A 17832-nucleotide genomic window follows, 5' to 3' on the forward strand; every position below is an offset into this window, starting at 1 on the left:
TTGTAATATGGAATGAAGTTTATCGGGGGATAAATGGTGGAATAGATAAGTATTCTCAAGTAATTGTGTGCAGCTATGGTATACTGATGCAAACTTGGGTTAGCCATTTCTTTCCTAATTTTTCCCCCTTTATTTGCCGGATGAATTGCATCCGGTTTTTTTTATGGATAAAATAGGGGGCATTAACTGGAAATAGCCTTTCTAAAACATAATTAATGAAACAATCAGAAATGTTCCTTATAATAAAATAAAGGAATATTTAGACTAAGGAGGCTTCAATATGAAATTAGGTTTGAATGGCAAAACGGCGCTTGTCGTAGCTTCAAGTCAAGGATTAGGGAAAGCAATTGCTTCTGCATTAGTACAGGAAGGCGTAAATGTAATGCTTGCGAGTCGTAATGAAGAGGCATTGCATAAGGTGGAAAAGGAATTGGCATCCCTTGGAAAAGGAAAAGTGAGCTATATTGGCTGTGATATTACCAATCCGCATGATATTCGAAAAATGGTTGAGAAAACAAAAACGGAATTTGGAAGCCTACATATTCTTATTAATAATGCTGGTGGACCTCCTGCTGGCACCTTTGAAGAGATCACAGATGAGCATTGGCAAAATGCATTTGAACTGAACCTGCTATCTTACATACGAATTATCCGTGAAGCATTGCCGCTATTAAAGATAAATGGTGGAAAAATTATAAATATAGCATCTTCTTCTATAAAGGAACCGATTCCAGGGTTAATCTTATCAAATACATTTAGAACGGGTATTGTTGGTTTATCCAAAACATTAGCAACAGAACTTGCCCCATATAATATTTTAATCAACACGGTTGGTCCTGGTAGAATTGCAACGGACCGTGTTAAGCATCTTGATGATGTAAATGCACAGAAAACGGGCTTATCTCGTGATGAAATAGAAAATCTTGAAAAACAAACGATTCCACTACAACGTTACGGTAAACCGGAGGAATTCGCTAATGTAGTTACTTTCCTCGTTTCGGATGCTAATTCCTATATGACTGGTAGCAGTTTTTTAGTGGATGGTGGAAAAATTAAAGCGATTTAAAAAGGAGCGGTATTGTGGAAAAGTCAATTGGATTTATTGGAACTGGCGTTATGGGGAAGAGTATGGTCAAGCATTTACTTACCAAGGGCTATCCCGTATTTATATATAATCGTTCAAGGGAAAAGGCAGTTGAATTGGTAGAACAAGGTGCTATTTGGTGTAAGAGTCCAATGGAAGTAGCAAAAAATGCAGAAATCATTTTTACGATTGTAGGATACCCATATGATGTAGAAGAAGTTTATTTTGGCAGTAATGGATTATTAGAAAATGGAAAAGCAGACAGTATTTTCATTGATATGACTACTTCTACCCCAACTCTTGCGAAGAAAATATATGAAAAGGCAAAAGAGAAAGAGATTCATGCTATTGATGCCCCAGTTTCCGGGGGAGATATCGGAGCAAAAAACGGAACATTAACAATTATGGTTGGTGGGGAAGAAGAGGTGTTTCATCAGATTCTTCCAGTCCTATCTTGCTTTGGTCAAAATATTATATACCAAGGACCAGCAGGAAGCGGCCAGCATACCAAAATGTGTAATCAAATTGCAATAGCAACCAATATGATTGGAGTTTGTGAAGCATTGGTGTACGCGAAAAAGGCAGGTTTAAACCCTGAAACGGTTCTAAAATCCATCAGCTCAGGTGCAGCTGGAAGCTGGTCATTAAGTAATTATGTTCCTAGAATCTTAGCTGGTGACTTTGCGCCGGGGTTTTTTATTAAGCATTTTATTAAAGATATGAAAATCGCTTTGGAGGAAGCTGAAAAAATGAATCTTCCTCTTCCTGGACTTGCCCTTGCCAAAAAAATGTATGAAGAATTGGCAGAACTAGGAGAGGAAAACAGTGGGACACAGGCATTAATAAAATATTGGAGTGAATTTGAATAATATTCAACCTTCTCCTAAAACTAGTTATGAATATCTAATTTTAGGAGGAAAATTAATGGCTAAGCGCACAAAGAAAAACGATGCAGATCAAAAGAATAAAAAAGGCTTTGATTCTGCAGTATTAAATGAGGAATTTGCACACGAAATGGGAAGTGCTGCCGCAAACAAAATTCATAAAGAGAAAGCAAAGAAAGAAAAGGCTGGGAAGAATATCGGAAAGTATAAGGGTCAATAAAAAAAAGTGTCCTATGTTGGACACTTTTTTATCGACCATTTTTTATATATAATTCTAATCTGTTTAAGCCTTCCTGCAGTTTTTCCATAGAACAAGCATAGGATAGTCTAAAATAACCTTCTCCATATACAGAAAAAGCATCTCCTGGAACAACTGCTAGCCTGTATTTCTTCGCTAAATCAATGGCAAAATCAAATGAAGACATTTCTAGATCAGTAGGGATTTTCACAAAAAAGTAAAAGGCACCGTCCGGATTCGTGAATTGCAATCCCATTTCTGCAAGCCTTGAACTAACATAATCCCTTCTTTTTTTGTATTCTATCCGCATTGGCACTGCATCATCCATACCTTTCGTTAATGCTTCAATTGCAGCCATCTGCGAAATCGAAGATACACAGGAAACATTATATTGATGAACTTTTAATATATGTTTTGTAATATTTTCAGGAGCAAATAAAAATCCAACTCTCCACCCTGTCATAGAATGTGATTTCGATAATCCGTTGATTACTATGGTCTGGTCTCTTAATAAATTGGCTATAGAATAATGCTCCTCTTCATAAACCAATTCACTGTATATCTCATCGGCAATGATAAATATATCCCTGCCTTTAAGGAGCTTAGCGATATCCCTTAGTTCCGATTCTGATAAACTCACACCTGTTGGGTTGGAGGGGTATGGCAAAATGATACATCTAGTATTCGAATTTATAAATGGCTCTATCTTTTCTGCAGTTAATTTGAAATCGGAGTCCCTAGTATCTATATGTACTGGTATTCCACCTGCCATTCGAATGATGGGCTCGTACCCAGGATAAATAGGCCCTGGTAAAATAACCTCACTGCCGTCGGTCAGTATGGTTCTTAGTGAGACATCAATAGCTTCACTGGCCCCAACAGTAACGATGATTTCATTCTCAGGATTGTACTGAAGTTTATATTTTTGCTTAACAAAGTCACTGGCTGCCTTCCTTAATTCCAAATAGCCTGCATTATGGGTATATGTAGTCAAGTCGTTTTCGATAGCGGATATCCCTGCTTCCTTCACATGTAATGGAGTGGGGAAATCCGGTTGACCAATTGTAAAGGAAATCATATCCTCTAATCCACTAACCATATTAGAGAATTTTCGAATTCCGGAGATTTCTATATCCAAAACCTTTTTATTTAGTAAGTGCTCCACATAAAGTCATCCTTCCATTCTTCTTTCTTCTATAGTAACACTTAATCCATGTCTTTCAGAAGAATTTATACAAGGTTTTTGCGTAACTTAGAAATTTGAAAAAATAAGGACACAACTTACATAATTCGTGTTATATTTACAGTAGGACTTTTAGTACATATTAATAGTTTTTGTATTTTCTTATAAATTCTGATGTTGGCTTTGTATAGGGGCAGCGTTTGTTAAAAGCTTATTCATTTTATCTTCAAATAAGGAAAACAATTAGTTTTCTATTTCATAAGCAAAGTAGTTTTACGAAATGAGCGATACATATATGTTCGAAATGGAAGGGAAGTAGCTATATGACTATAAAAAGTGAAATTTTGCTGGAGAGCGGCACGAATGAGTTAGAAATAATTGAATTTCAATTGCAGAACAATACATTTGGAATCAATGTTATTAAGGTAAAAGAAATTATTCAGCCTGTTCCTGTTACCTTTATCCCACATGCACATCCATATATGGAGGGAATTATTCAATTACGAGGCGAGGTTTTGCCTGTTATTGATTTAGCAAAAGTATTAAATATTGGTGGAAGTGATGACTCATCAAAAGAAAAATTTATCGTATCAGAGTTCAATCAGTTAAAGGTAATTTTTCATGTTCATAATGTTAGTCAAATTCACCGAATATCTTGGGACCAAATTGAGAAACCATCCGATATGTATACAGGCGGAGGACAGCAAATAATCGGTGTAATCAAAAGAGAAAATGACATGATCCTCATGCTCGATTTTGAAAGTATCATTACAGAGATGAATCCTGGCACTGGCATTAGTGTGGATAAAGTGAAAAAACTAGGGAAGCGCGAACGATCCAACAAGCATATTGTCGCTGCAGAAGATTCACCACTGCTTCGAAAACTTCTTCATGATACATTGTTGGAAGCAGGGTATGAAAATGTAGAATTCTTTGAAAATGGTCAGGATGCCTTAGAATATTTGGCAGGTAAAGTGCAAGGAAGTAAAAGCATTGAAAATGATGTGCATCTTGTTATAACAGATATTGAAATGCCCAAAATGGATGGACATCATTTAACGAAAAAAATTAAAGAAGATCCAAAATTATCGCAGCTACCTGTTATTATTTTTTCGTCATTGATCACGGATAGTCTTATGCATAAAGGTGAACTTGTTGGTGCAGATGCACAAGTGAGCAAGCCAGAAATTAATGAACTAATCCTTACTATTGATAAGCATATTAAATAAGTAAAAAGAGCTCTTTAATGAAAGTGCACCCTAAATTCTAGATTGTGTCTAAAATTTAAGGTGCACTTCAAATTAGGAGCTCTTTTTCATTTAATTGCAGTTTTCTAAGAGGAATACGTTATTTAAAACGTTCAAGTATTAATAAAAACTATCACCTAATCTTTTAAAAACAGGTTTTTGCGGTTGAGGCTTACGGCGTATAGTTTCGGTTTTATTTAATTCCTTTAATCCCGTATAGGCCTGCAATAATTGTTTAGCTTGGTTTAATGACATTTGACATTTTGGATTTCGAATATATTGATTTAGCTTGCCTAAGTGTGGGAGCATTTCAAAATCCTGTTTAGATGGGGGGATATGAAAGGAATAGTCTCCGCACTGAACAAGAACATCGGACTGTTGCTGACTGTATTTAGGATTGTCAGAAAAATGCAGCCCTATTTTTTTTGCTTTTCCTTCTCGAATCATTTTCTCAATGGCTGCTTTCTTCAATTTATATAAAAACTTAGGGTTTGTGGCTGTTTTAGCATGCCGGTTTACAGTGAAGATAGCATGTGAGAGGTTTAATATTGAAGGTGATAAGGGAGCGGAAGAGTGTGAATTCAAACAAATGAACTCCTTTCCATTTTTAAATAATTTAGAAATTAGTTGATTTTATTATACTACTTTTTTATAGACTTGGAAAGGCTATGTTAAAATCATGAAGGCTGTGTGATTTAATAATGAAATAATTGACAGGACAAATAGCTATTTCTTATAGTTAATGGTATTAACAGTTCAGGGGGTGAACTAATGGAAAGGGAGAAAATAAAGCTTTTAATCAAGAGGTATGAGGATGTATATCTATTTGCGACGAAACGCATTTCCTCCCTTATTTCAGAGAACGTGTTAGATGACTTGTCACTAGAACAATTTTCAATGTTAAGAAAAGTACATTTTGAAGGTCCTATTCGTGCTTCTGAATTAACAGAAATATTGAATGTAAACAAAAGTGCAATAGCCGTGAAGGTAGATAAATTAGAAAGTAAAGGACTTATTTCTAGAGAGAGAGATCAAAACGATCGTAGAAATGTATACATAACCGCCACGGAACAAGGAAAACAAGTCTGTGAGGAAGTGGAATTTAAAATTGAAAAATTCGTAAGTCATTATTTAAAAGAGTTAGATCCTGAGGATTTGGAACAATTTATAAATCTTTACGAGAAAATAACTTATATTATTCAAAATTCAAAGGAGGAAAGTACTGAATGAGATCGATAGTCAAATTTCGCTGGCTAATGCTTGCCCTGTGGATTGTTATAGCTGTAGTGCTGGCTTGGAAGGCGCCGAATATGGAAAATCTTGTCCGCGAAAAGGGGCAAATCACTGTTCCAGATGGCTATTCATCCACGTTAGCTTCTAAAATAAAGCAGCGTCATTCGAATGAAAAGGAAGGCTCTCAATCCTTTATAGTAGTCTTTCATAACAATCACAGGCTTGATTCTGTCCAAATAGATAATATAGAAAAAACGGTTCATCATATTATAGATCATGAAAAAAAACTAAGTGTAAATGGGGTTACAACACACTTCAATCAGAAAGAATTGGAAAATCAATTAGTTTCTAAAGATGGAAAAACAATTCTAGTTATTTTAGATGTCGATCTAAAAAACAAAGAAATAAGGACTATAAGAGAAAAGTTGGAAAAGGCAATTAAAACTCCTCATGTGGATACAATGATGACGGGGAATGGTCTAATTAATGAGGATGTTGTCATTAGCTCGCAAAAAGGGCTTAAAAAAACGGAGTTCATTACGGTTGCTTTTATACTAATCGTTTTAATATTGGTATTTAGATCAGTAGTTGCTCCAATTATCCCGTTGTTTACGGTAGGATTAACCTATTTAGTTAGTCAATCTGTAGTTGCCTTTTTAGTAGATAAACTTAATTTTCCTTTATCTAATTTCACGCAAATTTTTTTAGTTGCCGTTCTATTCGGAATTGGTACCGATTATTGTATATTGCTTTTAAGCCGGTTTAAAGAGGAGCTATCGAAAGGGAATGAAGTGATTCCTTCCATTATTACAACCTACAAAACAGCTGGAAAAACGGTGCTGTTTAGCGGTATTGCCGTAATGATTGGATTTGCATCCATCGGTTTTGCCAGCTTTAAGCTCTATCAATCAGCTTCTGCTGTAGCAGTCGGTGTCGTATTCCTTTTACTTGCCTTGCTTACTATCGTTCCATTCTTTATGGCATCTTTGAAAAAGGTTATTTTTTGGCCGCAAAAGGGTAATATTTCTCATTCAGAAAGCAAGCTCTGGGGATGGGCAGGTAATCTTGCCATTACTCGTCCATTCATTGCATTAGGAATTGTAGCTATTTTTATCGTGCCACTCTTAATCAGCTACAATGGAAAACTATCATTTAATTCCTTAGATGAACTTGGGAATAACTATGAATCTGTAAAAGCCTTTAATATTGTTTCGAACAGTTTCGGATCCGGAGAAATTATGCCGGTAACGGTTGTTCTCGAAAATGATGAATCAATGAAATCAAAGGATTATTTGGGATTAATTGAGAATATTAGTCATGATCTTTCTAAGGTCGACCATGTAGAAAAAATTCGCAGTGCTACACGCCCAGTTGGCGATGTGATGAAAGAGCTTTACGTGAAAAATCAGGCAGGAACAATCAGTAAAGGTATTGGACAAGGAAACAAAGGAATTGGTGATATCAAGAATGGTTTGGATAATGCCGCAAAATCACTTAGCAAAAATGCACCTAAGCTTAAAACAGCAACAGCAGGGATTGATGACCTGGAGTCTGGCACCAAGTCATTGCAAGCCGGCATAATAGATTTGCAATCAGCACTTGAACAAATCGAAGGAGGAATTCGGAGCGGCTCAAAAGGTGCCGATGATTTGAAAAGGGGTATTGTCGCAGCTAGAAAGCAAGCAATTGCATTAAAAGACGGTGTAAATGAACTGTTGATAAATTATCGTAAAATGCAAAATGGGCTTGGAAAAATAAATGGAAATTATGGTAACATAGCAAATGGACTTTTAGAGCTCCAAACAAACTTAAACAATTTGAACAATCATTTTGCAAAGCTCGAAGCTAATTATAAAGGTATCAATGAGGATACAGATTATCTGGTAATAAAGCAAACGGTACAAGGGGCAGCACAGAATCTTGGGGCTAGCAGTGGGGCTATGTCAAAATTAAATGAAAATTTATCCATTATTAACGATGGATTTGGCAAAGCAAACATAGTCTTAGGAAATATATATTCCGGACTTACTCAATTTTCAAATGGATTCGATCCAATTATTGATGGGTTAGATCAATTAGAATTGGGAATGTCGAAGGCGGCAGATGGACAGTCTCAAATAATCGAAAAGCTTCCTGATGTTTCAAATGGTTTAGGGAAAATCGCAGATGGGCAGATGCAGTTAAAGCGAGGCTTTGGATCATTGGATGGGCAATTATCACAGCTTACAGATGGTTTAAATCAAAGTACAGAAGGGTTAGGGAAAATACAAGTTGGTCTAAATCAAACAAGCGATTTTTTAAATAAGATGTCTAATGATGTTAATTTGCAAAAATCAGGTGTTTATATACCTGATGAATTAATAGATAGTCCAGATTATCAAAAAGCATTAGACACATATATATCGAAAGACGGCAAAATGACAACCATAGACTTAATCCTAAATCAAAATCCATATTCAAATAACGCTATGACAACCATTGACCATATTAAGCAAGCGTTAACTGCATCACTTAAAGGTACTAAGCTCGAAAATGCTCATATTGGAATTTCTGGAGCTACAAGCATGAATCATGATTTGAATAAGATGTCAGATGCTGATTATAGTAGAACCGTGTTATATATGCTGGTAGGAATAGGGATCATTTTGATTATCCTTTTAAGATCTCTCATAATGCCTGTGTATCTCATTATTTCGTTATTGTTAACCTATTATTCTTCTATTGCCATGACGGAATTAGTGTTTGTTCATATACTCGGTTATTCTGGAATCAGTTGGGCCGTACCATTCTTCGGATTTGTCATATTGATGGCTCTAGGAATTGATTATTCTATTTTCCTAATGGATAGATTCATAGAGTACCGTCATTTACAAATAAAAGAGGGAATATTATTGGCTATGAAAAATATGGGGACGGTTATTATTTCAGCAGCAATTATTCTAGCCGGCACATTCGCGGCAATGCTTCCTTCAGGAGTAATGTCCTTACTACAAATTGCCACACTAGTATTATCCGGACTCTTATTTTATGCATTTATCGTATTGCCTTTGTTTGTTCCTGTTTTAGTTAAGACTCTTGGAAAAACAAATTGGTGGCCGTTTATGTCTAACAAATAGAAAAATAGAAAATGAACCGATAAATATGTCAGATTCCATTTTATTAGGGAGTCTGACTCTTTTTTTATTCCTAAGCTTCAGAATTCGACAAAATTCGCACATATTTTTATTTGTAAATAGGAAAAATTGATTATTTTCTCTTTCATTCTATTCATTTATACTGATAATTAGTAAAATAGACATAAGTAGATAAAAAATGACAAAATTTTCTTTAAGCATTATGGGCCTGGGGTATATAAAAGGGATGGTTATATGAAGCAGACAAAAGATACACTAAAAAAGAAGAATCCGAAACATCCTAAAAATGTACACGAAGAAAAAATGCTTCGTGATATTTTCTTGCATCAAATTTCTGACATGGTTTTTATCATGAAGGTAGAACCCGGTCCCAAATTCCGTTACACTTTTGTTAACCAAAAAGGACTGGACCTAGCTAATTTAAAGGAAGAACACATTGGTTCACTAATAGAAGAGGTATTGCCAAAAGATACAGCGGACTACCTAATTAATCAATATAAAAAAGTATTAGAAACAAAGGAAACCGTAACTTTTACAGATTATGTTCAAGTGAATGAAAATAAAATTAGAATGTTTGAAAGCTGTTTAACAGGAATAACCGATGAAAATTCTATTCCTTACATTATCGGAATTACACGGGATGTTACAGATTATAGTGAAACAAGACAGAAATATCAGTCCATTATTGATCATAATTTGGATGCCATTTTTTCCGTAAATGAGAACGGTAGAATTATAAGCACCAATCCTGCAAGCTTGAAAATGATTGGTTATTCTGAATTGGAGCTAATGAATCATTCTATCTTTGAGTTGGTTGATAAGGATGGAGTGAAAGAAATATATAGAGTAATGTCAAATACTCTGTTAGGTGAGCCGCAAGAAACAAAAAATTGCACATTTATAAAGAAGGACGGAGTAAAACTACATGCTCAGTTAAAAACTGTTCCAATAATGATTAATCGGGAAGTTACTGGAATCTATGTCATCATACGTGATACTACTGAGCAATGGCGGACAAATGAAAAGATGAACTATATGGCAATGCACGATCACTTAACAGGGTTGTGGAATCGTCCTGCTTTATTAGAACATCTGCAAACGGAAATTACAAAGTCTATGATCAAAGAACAAGAATTTGCTCTTATATATTTCGATATTGATCGTTTTAAGTATTTTAATGATACATTAGGACATCAAGCAGGTGATGAATTATTAAAACAAACATCCGATCGTTTGCTTACATTAAATGTTTCCCATTATCATGTCTATCGTCTAGGCGGCGATGAGTTTGTTATCATTTTGCCTAACATGACAAAAAAGGTTGTAGAACGTGTTGTAGGGAATATCATTTCATTATTCCATACGCCATTTAACATTCATGATCAGGACTATTATCTAACACCATCGATTGGCATCAGTCTTTTCCCAACAGATGGAAAAGATGCAGAAACCTTGATCAAGAATGCTGATAGTGCACTAATTCAGGTGAAGGAAAAGGGGAAAGGACATTACCGTTTTTATCGTTCAGAAATGAACGAAGCGTTTCCAAATTATATTTTAATGGAGGCGCATTTGCGAAAAGCGATTCAGAAAAATGAATTTGTTATGCATTATCAGCCACAAGTAAATTTAGTCGATGGTAAGATTAAAAGCTTTGAGGCATTAATTCGGTGGAACAATCGCAAGTTTGGATTTGTTTCCCCTGCGCAATTTATTCCTTTAGCTGAAGAAACTGGTCTTATTATTTCCATTGGTGAATGGGTCATTAATACCGTTTGTGAGCAGCTATCTATTTGGAGAAAAAAAGGCTTTGAAGATATTCGTGTTGCTATAAATATTTCACCTAAACAATTACTTGATCCAAACTTACCGACCATTATTAAAAAGGCATTATTATTCTATCAGTTACCTCCTTCATCCATTGAAATAGAAGTCACCGAGGGTGCCATGGAGGATACAGGGAATGCATTATTTATGCTCCGTCGATTGAAGGATATGGGACTAATTATTTCAGTTGATGATTTTGGAACAGGATACTCATCATTAAATTATTTGAAGAGATTTCCGATTGATATTATAAAAATCGATCAATCTTTCGTACGGGAAATTCAAGTAAATGAAAAGGATGCCGCTATTACGAAAACGATTATTAATTTGGCTCATAATTTAGGCATGGAGGTTATAGCGGAAGGAGTAGAGGAAAGGGATCAAGTTCAATTCCTTATATCTGCACAATGCCTAAAGGCACAAGGCTTTTATTTTAGTCGTCCTGTAAGTGCGGAGGAAATCGAAAAGAATGTATTGTATATATAATAAAAATGCCGCTTCATTAGATTCTGATCTATTAAAGAAGCGGCATATTTTTTTGACAAGCAAGTTTAGCATTTAGGAATTCATTTTTTTTGATTCATCACATATGATATGTTCTAAGCTTTTTCATTTGAATGGAGGAGGTGAAAATAAAAATTCAGTACATCATGGTTCTGTAGGAAAAAACTCCTAACGATTATGACAGCACACCAAATATTATCTATTGAAATCTCCATATATTAAGGGTATAGTCTAGTTATATTATAATGTTAAATGATTAAGGCTCATTTCTTAAGCCTTGTTGCTTTTTTAAACGAAAATTTTACCTAAGACTATTTTCGGGTTTATAACAAAAATACGAAAAACAATAATCTATACGAAAACAGCTATAATTAATAATTTGTTAGAGATAACATATTGATATAGAAATATCGTGAATAGATAAGGGAAAGGGGTTATTTTCATGCACAAACATGAGCAAATGGACATTTTCTTCCTGCCGACTAAATCGGGAGTAATAAAAATCTATTCATACGGTTTTTCATCTGGAGATGCATGGGGACAGGTGTTCACAGAATTTAATGATATTACGGTGACTGTTAAGGGATATAGTCAAAAGAAAGCTATAATTAAATCTATTACAAGATTAAATGATTCATTGCTTAATAAGAATAGAGATATTTAAGGAAAAAGGGTAGCCTACCCTTTTTTTTTATCCACTTTTAAAAAAATTGAATATTTGTAAAAAAGCTATTCCATGATAAAATATTCAAAAGACTATATTTTAAAAACATAATGAATGATTACTCATTCATTGAGAGGGGTTGGAATAATGCAAGACAAGGTAGTCATTATTACAGGTGGTTCAAGCGGAATGGGAAAATATATGGCACAGAAGTTCGCTCAGGATGGAGCGAGTGTTGTAATTACGGGAAGAAATATAGAAAGACTCCAAACGGTAAAACAAGAATTAGAAAAAATAAATCCTAACATATTAACCGTTCAAATGGATGTTAGAAACCATGAGGATGTAGTGAGAATGGTAGAGGAAGCAAATGCTCGATTTGGCAAGATTGATTATCTTGTCAACAATGCAGCCGGAAATTTTATCTGCCCTGCCGAAAAGCTCTCTATTAATGGCTGGAATTCTGTCATTAATATCGTGTTAAACGGAACATTTTATTGTTCCCACGCTGTTGGGAACTATTGGATAGAAAAAGGTATAAAAGGCAGCATGATTAATATGGTTGCGACATATGCATGGAATGCAGGTCCAGGAGTGATTCACTCAGCTGCTGCAAAGGCCGGTGTTCTTTCTTTAACGAGGACGTTAGCGGTAGAATGGGGCAGAAAATTCGGAATCAGGGTTAATGCTATTGCACCAGGACCAATAGATAAGACTGGGGGAGCAGAGAAATTATGGGAATCAGAAGAGGCGGCGAATCGAACACTTAATAGTGTTCCGTTAGGAAGATTAGGTACTCCAGAGGAAATTGCTGATTTAGCTTCCTTTTTATTTTCTGAAAAAGCTGCTTATATTAACGGTGAATGTATTACAATGGACGGGGGACAGTGGCTGAATCAATATCCATTTTAACAATGGGGGATTACAAATGAAATTTTTTGAAAAAAAACATTATATTACAAGTTTTACAGCGGAGAATAAACCCAAGTATTATGCTGATTTAGGAGAAGCTTTTCAAGTAGAAACACATGATTGCTATGGGGGAGCATTCACAAGTGAGAGTCAATTGCGAACAAGTGTCGACCTTGAATACATTAATCCTGCAACAGGACCAATTTACATCAATGGTGTAAAAAAGGGGGATATACTTTGTGTTGATATTTTGAATATAGAATTGGACTCCCAAGGCGTTATGGTTCTGTATCCTGGCATGGGTACCTTAGGAGAAAAAGTAAAGGTGGAGGATACAAAAATTATTCCGGTAAACAATGGTATCTTCTCCTTTAATCAAGATCTTCAATTTAGCATTATGCCGATGATTGGTGTAATAGGTGTAGCCCCATTAGAAGGAAAAATATCTTGTGAATCCCCTGGTGATCATGGTGGTAATATGGACACGAAATATATCACAACGGGAAATAAAGTATATCTACCTGTTTTCCATGATGGTGGATTGTTAGCACTGGGAGATTTACACGCTTCCATGGGGGACGGAGAATTAGACGGATCAGGAATTGAAATTGGAGGGAAAGTAACCATCAAAGTTACGAAACTGGATGACAAAAAGCTTTCTTTACCAATTGTAGAAACGAAACAATCTATAATGTTCATAGCCTCGGAAAAAACAGTAGAAAAGGCTTCTAAAAAAGGAATGCTTGCAGCTATTGAAGCCATTATGTTGAAACATTCATTAACTTTTAATGATGCATATCGATTATTAAGTGCGATGTGTGATATTCAAATAAGTCAGTTAGTAAATCCGCTTGTGACAGTTAGAATTAATGTTCCAAAACAATTGCTGATTTAAAAGGAAATCCTTGCTCCTCTGAGTAAGGATTTTTATTTTTTGTCGAAGGGGAGGCTTAATTATGACATTATTTTCATAATAATTATGTAAGGAGAACATGTTGAAATAAAGATAAATTATATCAACAAATTTATTGAAATGAATCCAATTACCTATACCGTTTATAGTATTATCATTGTCTACATTTCCTAGTGTTTGTCTATTTCTGTGTTAATTTTTCGAACGATTAAAAGCATATCGACAATTTTCCATTGTTACAATTAATACCATAGACAAGCATGGAAGGAGTTATAGCAAGATGAAAAAAGTAATATTAGCAGTTATTATATTTAATTTTATTTTCTTTGGCTTTAATTCTTTAGTAATTGCGAAGGAGAAAAGTATTCCGTTCAAACAATTTGTTCAGGCTGCTTTTCATACACAGGTTGTCCTAAGTGAGAAAGAACGGTCATTAAAAAATGTGGAGGAAATGTTAAGCAATTATTTTACGAAAGAATTTATTTCCCAGTTTAATATGGAAAATCTTGTGAAAACGAAGAACGGATATCAAACATTTGGATCGGATTTTCCCTTATATTACATTCCGTTTTTTTCTTATGATGAGAGGACAAAAGTGAAAAAAATCGGACGTAAGGTATATGTTTATGAGAATATGGCTAAAAAAGACGCCGGTCCGGTAGTGTATAAAAACGATTATCAGGGGGTCCGTATCACGAATATAAACGGAAAGTGGAAGATTGATGAAATCCTTTATTCTGTACCTGATAGTATCCTTCAACCATCCTCAGTCCCAAAGAAGAAAACATCCAACACGATTAAGTCAAACAGTTTGAATACTAAAAATAATAGCAATGCCTCCTTTTTTCTCCAGCCACTAACTGCCTTAATCATGTCTGGAAACATCGGGCCATTTTTATCCGTAATGTTAAGATAGTGCAGGTTACTGAAGTAGTGCCAGGCACCTTTTTAGGTGCCTGGCACTATTTTGTTCAAATATTTAAAAGAGTTCAACGGATATGAATTTGGTATTGCTACATCTTTTTTCATTGCAATCGTTACAAGAATTCTCTTATAATGTTTTTATTGCTCTTAAAAAAATGTAACATGGTCAAGAAATATTCTTTATTTGATGGTTAGAAATGAACATTCGGGAATGATATAGTTAGAAAGAATTTGTAAAACCTCTTATATTGGAAATTTCAAGAGTAAGCGAATAAAAGCTGATTGTTGAAAGGAGTTTACATATGTCCCAATTGTTAGGAATAATTCAAAGGTTAAAAGCAATGCAAGAAGGAAACGAAACTGGTGAGGTTGGTCAAAGACGTTTTGAAGTAAACGGAAAAACACTTTGTCAGGTGAAATATTTTCCTGCAACGGAAACATTTGAATTAGAAGTGTATGGTGATGATAAAAAAACGAATAAATATCAATTTGATGATCTCGATATTACTGCCATTGAAATTTTCGATCTTGTTCAAGAAGAAAAAAACCCATCGTAGGAGCCTTATTTTTAAGGCTCTTTTTATATAAAAATAATAATTATTTTATGTTAACGATGCAAGAAGTACAGAGACGGTCGAAGTACTGTGACGTGAAAAATGTGATGAAAAATCCATACTTGCCATCATATTTTCTGGTTCTTATTTCAATAATCTATGATAGAATATGTAAGGAATATAAATATAAATGAGGGAGTTTTACAATGATTTCCTTACAAAGTAATGAATTTTTAGAACCGAAAATTAGTGATTTCATGATCCCTTCGGAAAAAGTAGCTCATGTTCAAGTAGGGAATAGTCTCGAGCATGCATTATTAGTCTTAACAAAAAGTGGATATTCTGCTATCCCTGTACTGGATGCACAATTTAGATTACACGGGTTAATCAGCTCTTCGCTAATTACTGAATCAATATTAGGACTTGAAAGAATCGAATTTGAAAAATTAAGTGATTATAAAGTGGAAAATGTCATGACGACTAAAATTCCTCGTGTTAAGCTTGCGGACCAGTTCGAAAAAGCGCTAGCTTTACTAATTGATCATCCGTTTTTATGTGTGGAGGATGATGAAGGTTTCTTTGCTGGAATCTTTACTCGAAGAACATTGCTGAAAGAGCTTAATCATCATATACACAAGCTAAATCATTTTTAGAAAAGCTCCCATATCGGGAGTTTTTTTTTGAAATAATCAAAATTACCATAATGACATGGGAAAATAAGAAACCTATATAATGAAAACAGTATATATTTAAGATATAATATAAGAAAAACTTATATGAGGAAAAATAGATGTCAACAACCGAATTCCACCTATTGTCAGTTTTGGCCGAAGAAATGAATATGAGAAAAGCAGCCGAACGGCTTTTTGTTTCTCAGCCAGCATTATCTCAACGTTTGCAAAATATAGAGAAACAGTGGGGAACAAAATTATTTATCAGAACTCAAAAAGGACTTACATTAACTCCCTCTGGGGAGCTTGTCATTCGTTTTGCGAATGAAGTACTGGAGAAAGAAGAAAAGGTACGGGAAGAATTGCAATCTTTAGATTCGAAGGTGCATGGAACATTAAAAATTGCCTGCGCTTCGATTGTCGGCCAAAATTGGCTACCACAGGTACTGAAGTGTTTCGTTGATAAATATCCTTTAGCGAAAATTTCTCTTATTACCGGATGGAGCAGTGAGATTTTAAAGTCCTTATATGAGGATGAGGTGCATATAGGAATTTTGCGAGGCTCAACTGACTGGAAAGGTCCTAAAATTCATTTGTTTGAAGATACTTTGTATCTTGTTGATAAAGAAATTAACAAAATAGAAGATGTGTTAAAAACGGATCGGCCGTTTATCCAATTCAAAAGTGATTCTAATTATTACCAGGAAATACAGGATTGGTGGCATCGCGAATTCCAAACAACTCCCAAGAACACAATTGTAGTAGATCAAATTGAAACATGTAAGCAAATGACATTTAATGGTATCGGATATGCTATCTTGCCTGCCATTACCTTAAATGGATCAGTCAAAGGGATCAACAAAATTCCGCTTAAGGGAGGTCATGATCAAAGACTGAAACGTGACACATGGTTGCTTGGTTATGAATCCGCATTTGAATTAAGACAGGTACAAGCTTTCATTGATGTGGTCAATGATTTCTTAGCTACTCAGCCACATACCTTCTAAAATGAAATATACTTGTATAGAATGATTTACTCTGTTAAAGTAATGTGAGAAATAATTAATAAGAAATGCATGAAAGGGGAAACAAACATGAAAATGATGGATGCAAACGAAATTATCTCATTTATTTCAAATAGTAAAAAGTCTACACCTGTAAAGGTATACATAAAAGGGAATTTGAACGAAATAAATTTTGGAGAAGGCGTTCAAACATTTCTTAATGGCAATACAGGTGTTGTATTTGGAGAGTGGTCCGTAATTTCGGAAGCCATTAATACATATAAAAATCAAATTGAGGATTATGTAGTGGAAAATGACCGCCGTAATTCTGCTATTCCTCTCCTTGATTTGAAGGGTATCAATGCCCGTATTGAGCCTGGTGCAGTTATTCGTGATCAAGTTGAAATTGGTAACAATGCTGTCATTATGATGGGGGCCGTAATTAATATTGGTGCGGTCATTGGGGAAGGTACCATGATCGACTTAAATGCGGTTTTAGGTGGGAGAGCCACGGTAGGTAAGAACTGCCATATTGGAGCTGGTGCGGTATTAGCTGGAGTAATTGAGCCTCCTTCTGCAAAACCGGTAATCATTGAAGATGATGTATTAGTTGGTGCAAATGCCGTTATTTTAGAAGGTGTTACAGTAGGTAGAGGATCTGTAGTTGCTGCAGGTGCAATAGTAGTTAATGATGTACCGCCAAACACCGTTGTAGCGGGTGTACCGGCAAAGGTTATTAAAGAAATTGATGAAAAAACAAAATCGAAAATTGAAATTAAACAAGAATTAAGAAAGTTGTAATTAGTAACTGCCTGGCAATGATTATGCCAGGCTTTTTATAAAGGGGATATAGCAT

General features: G+C 34.9%; 17 protein-coding genes. 15 read left to right on the forward strand and 2 right to left on the reverse strand.

Annotated elements, in window-relative coordinates; genetic code table 11:
• Nucleotides 1-280 precede the first annotated feature (280 nt).
• From KHA87_RS03395 to KHA87_RS03405, 3 genes are read left to right on the forward strand one after another with little or no spacing between them, the layout of a single operon-like run.
• Entirely contained in the window at nucleotides 281-1066 is a 786-nt protein-coding gene (locus tag KHA87_RS03395) for an SDR family oxidoreductase (protein ID WP_213092694.1), read from the forward strand.
• Nucleotides 1067-1080: 14 nt separating this feature from the next.
• Nucleotides 1081-1953 (forward strand): NAD(P)-dependent oxidoreductase, encoded by an 873-nt coding sequence (locus KHA87_RS03400; RefSeq protein WP_213092695.1) that lies wholly within the window; start codon nucleotides 1081-1083, stop codon nucleotides 1951-1953.
• Between the two features lie 55 nt (nucleotides 1954-2008).
• Nucleotides 2009-2188, forward strand: coding sequence for a hypothetical protein (locus tag KHA87_RS03405; RefSeq protein WP_213092696.1), 180 nt, complete (start codon nucleotides 2009-2011; stop codon nucleotides 2186-2188).
• Nucleotides 2189-2216: 28 nt separating this feature from the next.
• On the opposite strand, the gene KHA87_RS03410 is transcribed toward KHA87_RS03405, so the two are convergent.
• The gene (locus KHA87_RS03410; protein ID WP_213092697.1) at nucleotides 2217-3371 is read right to left on the reverse strand and encodes an aminotransferase A; all 1155 of its coding nucleotides are present in this window, start codon (nucleotides 3369-3371) and stop codon (nucleotides 2217-2219) included.
• A 341-nt stretch (nucleotides 3372-3712) separates the two neighbouring features.
• Between KHA87_RS03410 and KHA87_RS03415 the strand changes: the two genes are divergently transcribed.
• Nucleotides 3713-4618 carry a chemotaxis protein gene (locus KHA87_RS03415; RefSeq protein ID WP_213092698.1) on the forward strand — a complete coding sequence of 302 codons (906 nt, stop codon included), beginning with the start codon at nucleotides 3713-3715 and terminating at the stop codon, nucleotides 4616-4618.
• 138 nt (nucleotides 4619-4756) lie between these two features.
• Here the strand turns inward: KHA87_RS03415 and KHA87_RS03420 are convergent, their stop codons facing one another.
• Entirely contained in the window at nucleotides 4757-5221 is a 465-nt protein-coding gene (locus KHA87_RS03420) for a YkyB family protein (RefSeq protein ID WP_213092699.1), read from the reverse strand.
• A 186-nt stretch (nucleotides 5222-5407) separates the two neighbouring features.
• Between KHA87_RS03420 and KHA87_RS03425 the strand changes: the two genes are divergently transcribed.
• The 11 genes from KHA87_RS03425 to dapD all read left to right on the forward strand — a co-directional run bounded on the left by KHA87_RS03425 (nucleotide 5408) and on the right by dapD (nucleotide 17777).
• Nucleotides 5408-5866, forward strand: a complete 459-nt coding sequence (locus KHA87_RS03425; RefSeq protein WP_213092700.1) for a MarR family winged helix-turn-helix transcriptional regulator — start codon at nucleotides 5408-5410, stop codon at nucleotides 5864-5866.
• Nucleotides 5863-8985 carry an MMPL family transporter gene (locus KHA87_RS03430; RefSeq protein ID WP_213092701.1) on the forward strand — a complete coding sequence of 1041 codons (3123 nt, stop codon included), beginning with the start codon at nucleotides 5863-5865 and terminating at the stop codon, nucleotides 8983-8985. Before KHA87_RS03425 ends, KHA87_RS03430 begins: the two co-directional genes overlap by 4 nt.
• Nucleotides 8986-9237: 252 nt before the next feature.
• Entirely contained in the window at nucleotides 9238-11316 is a 2079-nt protein-coding gene (locus KHA87_RS03435; protein WP_213092702.1) for an EAL domain-containing protein, read from the forward strand.
• Nucleotides 11317-11776: 460 nt separating this feature from the next.
• Complete coding sequence (locus KHA87_RS03440) at nucleotides 11777-11998, forward strand: hypothetical protein (protein WP_213092703.1); 222 nt, start codon at nucleotides 11777-11779, stop codon at nucleotides 11996-11998.
• A gap of 147 nt (nucleotides 11999-12145) precedes the next feature.
• Nucleotides 12146-12910, forward strand: a complete 765-nt coding sequence (gene fadH / locus KHA87_RS03445; RefSeq protein WP_213092704.1) for a 2,4-dienoyl-CoA reductase — start codon at nucleotides 12146-12148, stop codon at nucleotides 12908-12910.
• Between the two features lie 16 nt (nucleotides 12911-12926).
• Nucleotides 12927-13805 (forward strand): acetamidase/formamidase family protein, encoded by an 879-nt coding sequence (locus tag KHA87_RS03450; protein WP_213092705.1) that lies wholly within the window; start codon nucleotides 12927-12929, stop codon nucleotides 13803-13805.
• 298 nt (nucleotides 13806-14103) lie between these two features.
• A complete protein-coding gene (locus KHA87_RS03455; protein ID WP_213092706.1) occupies nucleotides 14104-14739 on the forward strand; it encodes a DUF3993 domain-containing protein in 636 nt (211 codons plus the stop codon).
• Nucleotides 14740-15049: 310 nt separating this feature from the next.
• Entirely contained in the window at nucleotides 15050-15304 is a 255-nt protein-coding gene (locus tag KHA87_RS03460) for a YkuJ family protein (RefSeq protein WP_213092707.1), read from the forward strand.
• A gap of 203 nt (nucleotides 15305-15507) precedes the next feature.
• Nucleotides 15508-15954, forward strand: coding sequence for a cyclic-di-AMP-binding protein CbpB (gene cbpB, locus KHA87_RS03465; RefSeq protein WP_213092708.1), 447 nt, complete (start codon nucleotides 15508-15510; stop codon nucleotides 15952-15954).
• Nucleotides 15955-16091: 137 nt separating this feature from the next.
• Nucleotides 16092-16979: a LysR family transcriptional regulator gene (locus tag KHA87_RS03470; RefSeq protein WP_213092709.1), complete on the forward strand. Its 888-nt coding sequence runs from the start codon at nucleotides 16092-16094 to the stop codon at nucleotides 16977-16979.
• Between the two features lie 87 nt (nucleotides 16980-17066).
• Nucleotides 17067-17777 carry a 2,3,4,5-tetrahydropyridine-2,6-dicarboxylate N-acetyltransferase gene (dapD, locus tag KHA87_RS03475; protein WP_213092710.1) on the forward strand — a complete coding sequence of 237 codons (711 nt, stop codon included), beginning with the start codon at nucleotides 17067-17069 and terminating at the stop codon, nucleotides 17775-17777.
• The last annotated feature ends 55 nt before the right edge of the window (nucleotides 17778-17832 follow it).

The organism is Bacillus sp. FJAT-49736, from assembly GCF_018343615.1.
Classification (GTDB): Bacteria; Bacillota; Bacilli; order Bacillales; family Bacillaceae_C; genus Margalitia.